This is a genomic window from Hymenobacter sp. BT188 (genome assembly GCF_014333585.1).
Classification (GTDB): domain Bacteria; phylum Bacteroidota; class Bacteroidia; order Cytophagales; family Hymenobacteraceae; genus Hymenobacter.
In genome coordinates, this window is sequence record NZ_JACSCW010000005.1 from 457,141 (window position 1) to 469,655 (window position 12,515).

A 12,515-nucleotide genomic window follows, 5' to 3' on the forward strand; every position below is an offset into this window, starting at 1 on the left:
CGTTCAGCTTACCATTTGCGAAAGATGACATACACCGCCGCCACCAGCAGCCCGAAGCCCACCACGTGGTTCCAGGCCAGCTTATCGGTTTTGAAAATGTACACCGCGCACAGCGCAAATACGCTCAGCGAAATGACCTCCTGAATAACCTTAAGCTGAAACAGGTTGAATGGTCCGCCATTTTCCTCAAACCCAATGCGGTTGGCCGGCACCTGAAACACGTATTCAAAAAACGCTAAGCCCCAACTCACTAGAATCACGCCAACTAACCCCAGCCCATGCAGCCAAGTTATCTTCTTGAATTGCAAATGTCCGTACCAGGCAAACGTCATAAAGAGGTTGGAAACGGTGAGCAGCAGAATGGTGTATAGGGCTTTCATAGGTGTAGGAGGGGTTTCCGGTTTAGTCCTCGTGGCCCGGAATACTGCGCTGGGGGGTATTTTTTAGCTCCGTGCTTTCCTTATCCAAGCGGCGCTGCTCGGCGGCGGAAATGCTGGGGGGCAAATTTTTCAGATCGGGCTGACCGGCATTTACCCAGCAGGTGTACCAGAACGCGCCCACTAGCTGCACCGCCCGCCGCATTTGCCGTTCTACTTGTCCGTGCAGGCGCTCGTGGTAAGCCCGGCTAAACTCGCGCGAATACACCCGCACGGCACCCTGGGCACCACGCTCCTCAAAACCGTATTTCTTGTCATTGGGAAAGCGAGCGGTCAACTCTTGCTCAAACCGCAACACCGAGTCTACAGCAGCATTGGATCGGCCCACCGCTTCCCAAATGCTAAAAGCGGGGTTATCCAAGTAAGGCGCCGGGCCGGTAAAGAAATCATAGTTGGCACTCAGCAACTCCGGCAGGCGGCTTTCCCACAATCCATGAATGCCGCGCTGGCCGGTTAGCTGGCCGTTATAATTGCGGGTGCTGTGCAACGGCACACACGCGTCAGCCACGTAGTGACCCAAGTCAGCGGAAAGATGCAGAATGCGGTTGGCGTCGCGGGTACGGAAGGCTTCCGTTAGTTGGAGTTGCATGCGCGCCACATGCCACGGCACGATGCCGTGTCGCTGCAAGGTGTCTTCGCCATACTTGGCTACAGCGTCGGCCCAGTTGCGGGGCAAACGTACGATGGCGCTGTCGCTGTACGCATCTATATCTAGGAAGTGACGAGCCGCCTCGCCTGGCACCACGGCCCGACGTTGGTCGGGCCGAGTGGCATGGTCGGTGAGGTAATCAATGTGCTTTTTATAAAAGCTCAGCAGTTCGGTTGGCAGGGTAAATACCGCCAGCCGATTAATCATTCGATGCCCAAAGAACCCCCATGCCCGCGGCTGCAAAGGCAGCAGCAAAAGCAACAAAAGCAACGGGAGTTTCTTCATGACCGGTAGCTGGGGGGCAATTTCTATTGGCTTAGCGCCGCCCTTGTCCCGCGAAGCGCAGCCGATAGTCGGCCTTCACATCGCCCTTGCTAATGCGCGTAAGCTTACCCTTCAGCAATTGCTTTTTGAAGCCCGATAAATGGTCGGTGAACAGAATGCCCTCTAAATGGTCGTACTCATGCTGAATAACGCGGGCCGTCATGCCGGAGAAGGCTTCTTCGTGCACCACGCGGTTTTCGTCCTCGTAGCGCAGTACGATATTGGCCGGCCGATACACCATCTCGCGCACGCCCGGAATGCTCAGACAGCCCTCTTCGAAGCCCCATTCCTCGCCGGTTTCACTTACCATCACGGGGTTAATGAAAGCACGCTTCACGGGCTGATCCTGGGGGGCATTTTCGTCGGCTGACGGAGCTTCAGCAGTTTCTTCGTCGTCCTCATCTTCGTCGTCCAGCATAGGTGCCGAGTCGATAACGAATAAGCGCACGCTGCGTCCAATCTGCGGAGCGGCCAAGCCCACGCCACGAGCGTGATACATGGTATCATACATATCGGCAATGAGCTGTTTCAGCTCCAGAGCATCAACATCTACTGATATGTCTTTGGCAGGCGTCTTTAATACTGGGTCGCCGAAGGCAACGATGGGGTAAATCATCGGGAATTAAGGAAAGATTGCAAAATAAGCGTGGCACTCACGCGGTCAACCGTGGCTTTGTCGCGCCGGTCTTTCTTAGAAAGCCCCCCAGCCAGCATGGCCGCGTGCGCCATGCGGGAGGTATAGCGCTCGTCGAGTTCGTGCACCGGCACATCCGGCAACTCGCGCCGCAAACGCCGCACCAAACCAACCACAGCGCTTGTCACATCGGTTGGCTCATTGAGCAAGGTGCGCGGCATTCCTACTACAATGGCCGCCAACGGCTCGCGCTGATGATACGCCTGTATGTAAGCCAACAGGTCCTGACTGTGGATGGTTTCGAGGGGCGTCGCAATGAGCTGCAACGGGTCCGTCACGGCCAGTCCCACGCGCTTGTTGCCGTAATCAATGGCAAGAATTCGGCTCATCGCTTCAAGGTAAAATAAAGGGCGTGCAGTAATCCCGCTAGCCGCCTCAAAGATACAGCCCTCATCTGTAATGCTGGGCGCGTCCGCTTGATTTAAGCTAATACAAGCTGGAATCACTAGTGATTCTTTTTATTGAAAAATTTATATAATAAACCATTCAGGAAAGATAGCATTGTGAAGCATAGATACGTCTGTTTAGCCCTATTATATTATAAATATGTCTTACAAAATATAAAATTGTATTGTTATTTGAAATCAATACACAGCTAATAATAGGCATGGTTTTCCCGTAATAGTTTTAATAGATTTGGAATGTTGCCTTGGCGCTAACTGCAGTTTATAGTTAAAACATCTACTCTTCCAGACTTTTATGAACGCCAAGTCGAACACTGTTTCGACGCCTGCTCAGGAGCTCGCTCCGACGTCGGCGCCTCGTGCTTCCCGCTTCCAAGTGCGGCAGCCATGGCTTTTAGCGTTGGTGCTGGCAGGCGGGATGTTGGTAGGGGCCAATCCTTTCAGGCCATCGGGTCAAAACCCTGACAGTACTTCACGGGGCTACCTGAAGTTCAAAGAGATTCTGAGCTACGTAGACCGCGATTATGTCGATTCGGTTGATGCCGAAGCCCTTTCTGACTACGCCATTGGCCGCATGTTGGAGCGCCTCGATCCGCACTCGGTATTTATTCCAGCCAAAGACCAAACCCAGGCTTCCGCCTTTCTACAAAGTGATTTTGATGGCGTAGGAGTAGAGTTTAATATTTTTCAAGACACGGTTACAGTAATAGCTTCGCTGGGGGGCGGCCCGGCGGAGCATGCTGGCCTACGTCCCGGCGATCAACTACTGGCCGTGAATGGCGAGGCTGTATCAGGGGTGCACATGACGACCGAACTGGTGTACGGCAAACTGCGCGGTCCCCGGGCCAGCCGGGTGCAAATCCAGGTTCAGCGCCGTGGATCACCCAAGCCCCTGAACGTAACGGTAACCCGCGAGCGGGTGCCAAACAATTCAGTGGAAGTAGCTTATATGGTTGACAATCAGACTGGCTATATCAAAGTGAGCCGGTTTGCCAACAATACCTACGAGGAGTTTAAGCAGGCATTAGGTGATTTGCGCCGTCAAGGCATGTCGCGCTTAGTATTGGACTTACGGGGTAACCCCGGCGGCTACCTCGACCGCGCCACCAAAATGGCCGATGAGTTTATTGCTGGCACCCGCAAAATTGTGTATACGGACGGTAAAGGCGACCAATACGATACCCAGACGTATTCTCGGGTGCTGGGCGAATTTGAAGAAGGACCCCTGGTAGTGTTAGTGGATGAGGGCAGCGCCTCGGCCGCAGAAGTAGTGGCCGGTGCTCTGCAAGACCACGACCGCGCCCTGCTAGTAGGTCGTCGCACCTTTGGTAAAGGCTTGGTGCAGCAGCCCATCGCTCTGAATGATGGCTCGGAACTGCGCCTGACTATTGCCCGCTACTATACGCCCTCAGGTCGCTCCATTCAGAAATCGTATCAGGGTGGGCACGCTGAGTATGAGCAGGAACTGGCCAAGCGTCAGCGCCAGGGCGAGTATTTCCACGCCGACAGCATTCACTTCGCCGATTCGCTGCGGTACCGCACGATGCACGGTCGCACAGTGTACGGTGGCGGCGGTATCATGCCCGACTTGTTTGTGCCCCGCGATACCACGGCCTTCTCCAAGTATTTCCGCCGTTTGCAAAGTCGCAATCTGGTGCGCGAGTACGCGCTGAAATTTTACCAGGATCATCAGGCCGAGCTGGAAGGTCTGCGCTTTGAGCAGTTTAATGCCTCATTCCGCATCACGGATACCCAACTGCAAGCCTTGAGTGCACTGGCTGCCCGCACAGGCTTGGTAGCCGATGCAGCTGGTTTGCGCCGGGCGGCCCCGCTATTGCGTACTCAACTTAAGGCACACATTGCGCGGATTGCTTACGGCAAAAATGCTTACTACACAGTGCTAGCCGGGCAAGACATAGAATTTCAGCAGGCCTTACGCGCCATTGATACGAGTACGGCTCAGCTTACTGGCAACTGAGCATAGTTCTTGCCTATCACACTATTCCGCCATGTAGCGCACAAAAGCGCGTCGGGAAAACAGATAGGTAGTAGTAATTCAATTGATTGATTAATAGGTGATTGTTGTTAGGACTCTAACACCTCCTTAGGCTGTTTTTTTGGTGGAAAGCCCCGCCGTTACGGTAGACGCAAGTAACTTTTTTCGGACAACGAATGAGCGACACACACAAAGATTTGCAGCAGGCTTTAGAGCAATTCTGGAGCTATATGGCGCGGCGGCAAGGCGGAACAGTGTTGGTGGAAGAACTGAAGCTAAACTTCTGGGACGACGACCACGATACCATGGAGCGTCGGCGCTACCGTAGCGACCTGCACCGGGCCACTATATCGGAGATTGAAAAGCAGAATGGCGGCTGGGGCGATGTGAGCGGCATCGACTTGCTGCTGGAAGCCATTACCGCCGACTATCTGCACGAAGATGTTCTCTATGAATGCCTTGAAACACTGAAGCCCGCTCGTCGCACCATTCTGCTGGAGCGCGGGTTGCTTTCACCGCTTTACCACACCCGCTACTTAGCCGCTGAACACGTAGCGCACTATGTCATTCCGCACCGTACGGAACTGATGGAGTTTCTCATCTGCCACGACGATCATAAGCTGGTCAGCCGGTATGCATTAAACACGCTGTCCGATCTGCATCCAGCGAAAGCTGTGGAGTACGCGCTGCCTCGCCTCACCGATGAGGATGCCTACATGCGTCTGGCTAGTGTGTTGGCGCTGCAAGCCGCCGGTTACAGCCTCCCTGCTGAGTTGGTAGCCGCTCTGCGCACCGATTCGAATGAGTATGTCCGCGAAGCTGCCACTGAGTTGGTGGTGGCCAAACAGTAACCTATTTATCTGTTACTATTTGCTAAAACTCTACTATTATCAAGTACTTAAAAGACCGGTCATTTCCTGTTATAGGAAACGACCGGCCTTTTTGCGATTCATGACTGCTCTTTTCAACTTTTGGCTTTAACACACCTAGCGACATCATGTTTTCAAACGGGGTAGAGACGCGAATACGCGTCTCTACCCCGTTGAACGGCTGGTACCGCGCCACAGCTACAAAGTTAACAACGACCGCGACGATTGAGACGCGAATACGCGTCTCTACCCCATCCGTGAAAAAGCTATTTACGCTTGCTGGGGGGCAATTTTAAGTCTTGATAGTAGAAATGTTGCTCCAGACTTGTGAATGGTTGCCCATCAACTTCCGCATAGGGATAAACGAAATAGTTGAGGGGCGCGCCTTGCTGGCGCGGGGCCAGCGTAAGGTCGCGGCCGCGGGTCAGCTCTATGCGGTTTTCATCATGGGCACCAAAAAAGTAGGCACGCTGCGCAGGGTTTTTGGCCGCCTCTGATGCATCAATAGGCACCCAGCCGGTTTCGGGCGTATAAAACTCTGCCCAGCAGTGATAACCTTTCACCTCGCCGGTACCGCGCTCAGGAGGTAGTGGAAAGCCGATGCTGAAGCGCGCTGGAATACCGAGGGCGCGGCAATAGCCAATGAATACTGCGTGAAAATCGGTGCAGTTGCCACGACGAGCATCGCAGGCGTAATAGATATCGCCGCGGCCCCAGCCCTGACCGGTTTTGTCGTACTTAACGGTAGAAACCACGTGATTATAAATAGCTTGCGCCTTTTCAAGATCGGTGCGCGCATTGGCTTGCACCACCACATCGTTGGCCCACTGCTTGATCTTGTTATCCAGCGGCACGAGGCGGTCGGGTTTTAGCCAGCGGGCCATATTGGAGTCCGGAGCTTCGGTGGTTTTAGTAGCCCCAGTGGCCGACTTGGGTGCCACGGCTGGGTTCAGGTGCTCGCGCCGCGCCGCCTGAAAACGCACCGATACGGTGAAAGGCGCTGCCGACGGATTCTTCACCTTCAAATGCAGCATTTGGTTATTATACTGCGCCTTCACTACTTCATACCCATGCGGAGATTTTATCTTCAAGTCGCTAATAGTTTGCGACTTATCGGAGTGCGGCACTGGTAGCCACAGATCAACGGCATTAGCGCTGGGGGGCAAATCTCGAACGGTTGTCTTGTATTCGAAGGCAAACGTACGAACGCGGACTGGCTGGGGGGCTTTTTTGGGCGCTGTCTCCAGTATGGAGCTTGCATTAGGCGTGAACGCGGTAATCAAAACCAGGAAAGCAAACTGCCCAAGTCGTTTAGGCGAAAGAAAAGCACAAATCACAATAGGGGATAGTTTTGCTACAAACTTTAGCTTCAATAAAAAGTTGGTGAGCAGCTGCTTATAAATGAAGTAGATAAGAGGGACGGTGTACGCCTGCAAAGGTAAGGCTCACGCGCTTGACGAGCTTCTTACGTAGCGTTTTTAGGGGAATTTGCCGACCTTCCAGCTCGTATTATCAAGCAAACCCACCCTTGCTTTCTCTACTTCTATGGCTTATTACCACCGCCTCGGCCAGATTCCGCGCAAGCGCCACACCCAGTTCCGTCAGCCCGACGGATCGCTCTATGCGGAGCAACTCGTGGGCACGCTCGGCTTCCACGGCGTCTCCTCCTTGCTCTATCATATTAACCCGCCTACCCAGATAAAAGAAGTCGGCGAACCATTGCCTTACAGTGAAAAGCTGCTAAAAGACAGAGCGTTGCAGCCCAGCCATCTACGCACTCTTGCCCAGACCACCACTGGCGGCGACTACTTGCAAGCCAGACAAACACTGATGGGCAATGCCGATGTGATGCTCAGCATCTGCAACCCAACGGAGCGGCGTATGCAGTATTACTACAAAAACGCCTTGGCCGACGAGGTAATTTTCGTGCACGAAGGCCGCGGCGAGTTGTGGAGCCAGTTAGGGAAAGTCAGCTTCGAGCCTGGCGACTACGTGGTGGTGCCGCGGACCATTATTCACCAGTTTCATTTTGAAGAAGGGCCCGTGCGATTGCTCATTATTGAGTCGTTCAGCCCCATCGAAACGTGCCGGCGCTACCGCAACCACTTCGGGCAGCTGCTGGAACACTCGCCCTACTGTGAGCGGGATATGCGCCCTCCCACGGAGTTGATTATTGAAGATGAGCCCGGTGAATACCGCGTACAGGTGAAAAAAGAGGGCTATCTGCACCAGCTCACCTACGCCCATTCGCCCTTTGATGTGGTCGGCTGGGACGGCTACTTCTTTCCCTACGCTTTTTCCATTCATGATTTTGAGCCCATTACGGGCCGCATTCACCAGCCGCCGCCCGTGCACCAGACATTTGAAGCAAATAATTTCGTCATCTGCTCCTTCGTGCCGCGCCTGTTCGACTATCACCCCCAGAGTATTCCGGCGCCTTACAACCATTCCAACGTCGACTCCGACGAGGTGCTTTATTATGTGGCTGGTAATTTCATGTCGCGCAAAGGCATTGATCTGGCGTCGTTTACGGTTCATCCGAGCGGTTTGCCCCACGGGCCGCACCCCGGCACGGTAGAGGCCAGCATTGGCAAAAAGGAAACCCACGAGCTGGCAGTGATGGTCGATACCTTCCGCCCCATGTACCTCACCGAAACGGCCCTGCAATACGTGGATGATAAATACCCGATGAGCTGGAACCCAGTTTTCAAGCACGAAGCCCCTCGTGCCGCCGATATGATGGACTAAACGATTTACTAGTAAGTGAAACCGATTGGCCGAGTTGTTGCGGAATTGCGTCAAAAGCCAATCATATGAAAAAAATACTGTTCGTCTTTCCCCTAGCTCTCTTGTTGTTAGCCGTCGGCTGCAAGAAAATTGATCAACTTCTAACTTTCTACATCGAAGACACTCAGAACATTAAAGTTGCTGGCAACGCCGTGGTAGGGTTAATTCCTGTTGCGCCGGTAGCCGTGACAACCCGCTCAGAGGAACGCTTCAAAAATGAAGATACCCGCGCTGATTTGGTAAAGGATGTGAGCCTGAACAAGCTTACGCTCACTATTACCGACCCAAATAATGAGAATTTCGACTTTTTAGAAAGCGTAACCCTTTATATCAGCACTGATCAGAATGACCGGGTAGCACTGGCTTCGCTTAATCCGGTGCCGACGGGGCAAAAGGTTATCGATCTTAAGCCAAGTGGTGCCAAACTGGATAAGTACCTCAAGGCATCCGGCTACACACTTACCACGGAAGCCCGCGTGAAGCGCGCCGTCGCTCAGGATATTACCATGCGTGCCGACTCACGCTTCAAAGTGACTGCTGATCCGTTGTAACTAAGAGATGCAAACCACATAAAAAAAGCCCCCCGGAGTAGTTCTTGGGGGCTTTTTTTATGTGACTTACGGAGGCTACTCGGGCTGAACTGTCCTGTTGTATTCGTCGACTATCTGGACTACGTGCGCCAAATCGACGAATGTAAGCTTGTGAGCCGAAGCGTAGCTCGCCATCCGGTTCGCATCCTTTCCAAATAGATACAGAACACCGGTCTTGTTAAGATTTACCTCCTGTACAGTAGTGCGCTTGGGTGTACGGGCATACAAACGACTTAAGCGCTCTATTCTTTGATCGGCGGGCCGCCCAGTACCGCCAGGAGCGAAGGCGGAAGATGTAGTTTGGACAACTACTTCGTGCAGCAGCAATAGATCCACGGGTCCTGGCACGGAGTTTATCTTTTCAAACAGGTTAAAGTCGTGGCGCGATTGTTCCGACTGGTACGGATGAGCCACAAACTCCCTAAATACGGATGGTAAAGCAGTGCCAAATTGTGCTGCCTGAAACTGCGGAAGTAGTAATACGCTGTCTGGCTTGGCTGGAGAACCTGGGCGCTGAATTTCCAGCGCCCGCGCCACCAAGTTGTAGCGCATAGGAGCTTTGATTTCCTGTCCATTGGCCAGTTTTACGGTGCCCGGCCGCCAGTCGCTATCATAATAGGTCAGGGGTGAGGCCATCTTAAGCTGCTCCACTATTCGCTGTTGATGGGCATTCCGAACGCCCACCTGGAAGGTTTCCTGACGCAACTGTGCCATAGAAGGCCCATTTACGCCCGGACTCATGTTAACAGTCTCCTGTGCGTAGCTAGCCGAGCAAAAAAGCAGAGGTAAGGTAGCGCCGAACCCAAGGCAGATAATAAGGGAACTTTTCATAAATGTAATTCCAATAGCAAAATCATGCTTTACTATGCGGAAGCTATACGCAAGATAACTATTTGACTGTTATCTGATTAAGGTCTGGTAGTGTTCCATCATTCTCACTACGCTAGGCCGCTGCTCATAGCTTAGATTGTTCTGACTAGCGTATGCTTCTATTTGGGGGGCTTTTTCATTGAACAGCCGCAGCACTGCCTTCTTATTCAAACTTAATGCCTCAACTCGCTCCTGGCCGGCGCGCAACACGTACGGCTGGGTACTGCGCAGGTATTGGGCGGCGCGTGTTTCAACGCCAAGAGCTTAATTGCGGGCGGCTGGCCGTTCTACTACTTCGTGAAGCAGAAATAAGCGCACAGGGCCCTGATTGAGCGATTCAAAAAAGTTTTTGCCGCTATACGTTGCCGACCGATACGACTGAACCTCGAAAACCTGCCCGTTTTGTCCGGCTGCTCCCAGTATAAAACCGCGCACGCTGGCTGGTGGTATTACCCGAATACCTCCTTCTGCGGTCGGGTCCTGCACCTCTACCAGTCGCATTGCCATATTGAAGCGCATTGCTGGCACCGCCAGCCCCTGATCATTGGATAGCAATATCGTACCAGCCTTCCAGTCAGGAGTATAGTAGGCCTGATCGTGCGTAAGCTTGGTTTGATCAACGATGCGGCGGTATTCAAAGGGCGTATACGAGCCCCCCGTCAGCCGCCCCATTTCGCTCATTGTTACCGCTTGATTTTGAGCTATGCTCACGCTAATCAACGACAAATTCAATAACGCTATCAAGCTTATTCGTTTCATCTTAAATGGGATAGATATAGAGTATTAAGTAGGCCCAACAGCCCCAAAGTCAGGTGTGCATAAAGCCTGAAGCACGCTTTTACCGATTGCGTCCGTACTGCTCGTGACTGCTTACCCAGTCGCTGCTCGAGATGGCCGCGCCTAGGCTTAGCTCGCCGGCTAGCACTACGCCCGCCACGATTTCGGCAAACTTGTTCACCGTGCCCCGGCCCACGCAGCCCAGCATCCGCAGGCACTCATTCTGTGTGGCCAGCCCGGTGCCGCCGCCGTGCGTGGCTACGATGAGAGACGGAATAGTGATATTCAAATACAGGTCGCCCTCCTTCGTTACCTCCGAATAAAGCACACCTGCCGACGACTCCGACACGTTGGCCACATCCTGACCAGTAGCAATGAACATGGCCGTAATGCCGTTGGCTGAGTGCGCGCCGTTGTTGTTGGCGCCCGAAATAAAGGCCCCCACGTTGCTCACCTGCCCATGATAAGCGAGCTGCTCGGGCGTCACGCGCATGCGTTGCTGTAGAATATCGCGCTTGATGACGGCCTCAGCTACTACGCGTTTGCCGCGGGTACGCATGACGTTGATCTGGGAGGCTTTTTTGTCGGTGGCGAAGTTGGATTCGAGGTAGAAATGGCGGATGCCGGCCCCCTTATAGTTTTCCAGAATCCAGGAGCACGCGGCAAAAGTGGCGCGCCCAACCATGTTTTGCCCGGCAGCGTCGCCGGTGCTGTAGTTGAAACGCAGGTAGGCAAACTTGGTGGCCAGATACGTATCGATGTACTGGAGCTTGGCCACGCGCGAAGTACTTTCGGCCTCCTGACGAATAGAGTCGATTTCGGCCTCTACCCACTTGGAAAAGTCGCGGGCGCCGCGGGCATCATCGAACACGAACACGGGGGCTCGCTGCATGGCGTCGCCGATGACGGTGCACTTCACGCCCCCGCACAGGTTGAGCACCTGCATGCCCCGGTTGTAGCTGGCTACCAGCGTACCTTCGGTGGTAGCCATCGGAATGAGGAAATCGCCCTGGGCATGCTCGCCGTGCACAGTAAGCGGCCCGGCCAAACCCAACGGAATTTGGGCCACGCCCACAAAATGCTCGCAGTTGCCCTGTAGCATGTGCGGGTCGAAGGAGTATTTTTTTAGATGCTCGAACTCCTGGCCAGTGTACGTCTGGGCGAAGTGCTGCCGCTCCTGAATGGCGGCCTCGGCGTAGTCGTCGGCATCCTGGCGCGGAATGCGCGTGCGGTTGGTCGACTGGGTTACGATGCTGTCCTCTACCTCCACGTGCAGGTCGCCGAAAGGATCGGCTGCGAACTGCACCTGTACACCGTGCAAACCCTCTGACAAGGCAGTCGTGGTCAGGTAAAACGTGATGCTGTGGCCCACCAGAAACTCTAGGCCGCCGGGCGTGCGGCTCAGCACATCGGGCGCGGGCCGTATGTCGCCATCGCCCAGGTCAAGGGCAATATGATCAGGCGTAATGCGCTCTTCATCGATCTGCACGTAGTCGAGGCGGGTGAAGCGGACGGTGTCAAGACGGTTCTTGATGCTGAAAGCCACGCCGTTAGGCGTGTTGCGCAGGCTGCCACGAGTATAGAGCAGCTTGAGCAGCATAGGACTGGGCGTAAAGATCATAAGCCGGAGGAGGTGGGGTTAGAACTATCGGCTTATAAGGTGCGAATTTTTTGGGAATGAGCAACAGGAACAGTTAGCAGCTGCTAGAGCGTAGGAGTCGCTCGGCTGCGCCGAGTGGCATTTACGCTTCATTAGTAACACTGCGACGCGTTGGTGGCCGTTGAAATAGTAACTCGATTGGCTCGAGACGCTCCGGTGTAGGCGTCACTCTGCACAGCCGAGCGACTGCGAAAATGCCACCACTCAGCCCTCGGTTACCTAGCCCCAATCAATTTGAAATTCACCTCCTAACCACGTTCCAGTTGTGTGCGGCGTAGCTATACTACCTTATATCTCGGCCACAAAGCCCATTAACTACGCAACAGCCGGCCTAAGGGAAATAATACAGTGGCCAGCGCGACAAGCATTACTAAGCTGAGTATTATCCTATGTTCGCCTACCCGCCCTAACTTGAGGCTGCTGAGAAGGAAAAGGGAGGAATAAGATTCCGCCATTAT

The 12,515-nt window shown here is 53.8% G+C and carries 12 protein-coding genes; 4 read left to right on the forward strand and 8 right to left on the reverse strand.

Annotation, left to right across the window (positions count from 1 at the left end):
• Nucleotides 1-8: 8 nt before the first annotated feature.
• Genes H8B13_RS16775 through ruvX form a run of 4 tightly spaced genes read right to left on the reverse strand, consistent with a single transcriptional unit; the run spans nucleotide 9 to nucleotide 2,433 of the window.
• Nucleotides 9-380: a DMT family protein gene (locus tag H8B13_RS16775; RefSeq protein WP_187311952.1), complete on the reverse strand. Its 372-nt coding sequence runs from the start codon at nucleotides 378-380 to the stop codon at nucleotides 9-11.
• Nucleotides 381-402: 22 nt separating this feature from the next.
• Nucleotides 403-1,371, reverse strand: a complete 969-nt coding sequence (locus tag H8B13_RS16780) for a zinc dependent phospholipase C family protein (RefSeq protein WP_187311953.1) — start codon at nucleotides 1,369-1,371, stop codon at nucleotides 403-405.
• 31 nt (nucleotides 1,372-1,402) lie between these two features.
• Complete coding sequence (locus H8B13_RS16785; protein ID WP_187311954.1) at nucleotides 1,403-2,026, reverse strand: peptide deformylase; 624 nt, start codon at nucleotides 2,024-2,026, stop codon at nucleotides 1,403-1,405.
• Nucleotides 2,023-2,433 (reverse strand): Holliday junction resolvase RuvX, encoded by a 411-nt coding sequence (gene ruvX, locus H8B13_RS16790; RefSeq protein ID WP_187311955.1) that lies wholly within the window; start codon nucleotides 2,431-2,433, stop codon nucleotides 2,023-2,025. The genes H8B13_RS16785 and ruvX overlap by 4 nt, the downstream gene beginning before the upstream one ends.
• Before the next feature lie 370 nt (nucleotides 2,434-2,803).
• Between ruvX and H8B13_RS16795 the strand changes: the two genes are divergently transcribed.
• A complete protein-coding gene (locus H8B13_RS16795) occupies nucleotides 2,804-4,486 on the forward strand; it encodes a S41 family peptidase (RefSeq protein WP_187311956.1) in 1,683 nt (560 codons plus the stop codon).
• 194 nt (nucleotides 4,487-4,680) lie between these two features.
• Nucleotides 4,681-5,355: a HEAT repeat domain-containing protein gene (locus H8B13_RS16800; protein ID WP_187311957.1), complete on the forward strand. Its 675-nt coding sequence runs from the start codon at nucleotides 4,681-4,683 to the stop codon at nucleotides 5,353-5,355.
• Nucleotides 5,356-5,639: 284 nt separating this feature from the next.
• Here the strand turns inward: H8B13_RS16800 and H8B13_RS16805 are convergent, their stop codons facing one another.
• Nucleotides 5,640-6,656 carry a transglutaminase-like domain-containing protein gene (locus H8B13_RS16805; protein ID WP_261990418.1) on the reverse strand — a complete coding sequence of 339 codons (1,017 nt, stop codon included), beginning with the start codon at nucleotides 6,654-6,656 and terminating at the stop codon, nucleotides 5,640-5,642.
• A 262-nt stretch (nucleotides 6,657-6,918) separates the two neighbouring features.
• Here H8B13_RS16805 and H8B13_RS16810 point away from each other — a divergent pair, with 262 nt between their 5' ends.
• Nucleotides 6,919-8,121, forward strand: coding sequence for a homogentisate 1,2-dioxygenase (locus tag H8B13_RS16810; RefSeq protein ID WP_187311958.1), 1,203 nt, complete (start codon nucleotides 6,919-6,921; stop codon nucleotides 8,119-8,121).
• 65 nt (nucleotides 8,122-8,186) lie between these two features.
• Nucleotides 8,187-8,711 carry a hypothetical protein gene (locus H8B13_RS16815; protein WP_187311959.1) on the forward strand — a complete coding sequence of 175 codons (525 nt, stop codon included), beginning with the start codon at nucleotides 8,187-8,189 and terminating at the stop codon, nucleotides 8,709-8,711.
• A 75-nt stretch (nucleotides 8,712-8,786) separates the two neighbouring features.
• On the opposite strand, the gene H8B13_RS16820 is transcribed toward H8B13_RS16815, so the two are convergent.
• From H8B13_RS16820 to H8B13_RS16830, 3 genes are all read right to left on the reverse strand, one after another.
• Nucleotides 8,787-9,581 (reverse strand): hypothetical protein, encoded by a 795-nt coding sequence (locus H8B13_RS16820; protein WP_187311960.1) that lies wholly within the window; start codon nucleotides 9,579-9,581, stop codon nucleotides 8,787-8,789.
• A gap of 303 nt (nucleotides 9,582-9,884) precedes the next feature.
• Nucleotides 9,885-10,379: a hypothetical protein gene (locus H8B13_RS16825; RefSeq protein WP_187311961.1), complete on the reverse strand. Its 495-nt coding sequence runs from the start codon at nucleotides 10,377-10,379 to the stop codon at nucleotides 9,885-9,887.
• 79 nt (nucleotides 10,380-10,458) lie between these two features.
• Nucleotides 10,459-12,018, reverse strand: a complete 1,560-nt coding sequence (locus H8B13_RS16830) for a hydroxymethylglutaryl-CoA reductase (protein ID WP_187311962.1) — start codon at nucleotides 12,016-12,018, stop codon at nucleotides 10,459-10,461.
• Nucleotides 12,019-12,515 lie beyond the last annotated feature (497 nt).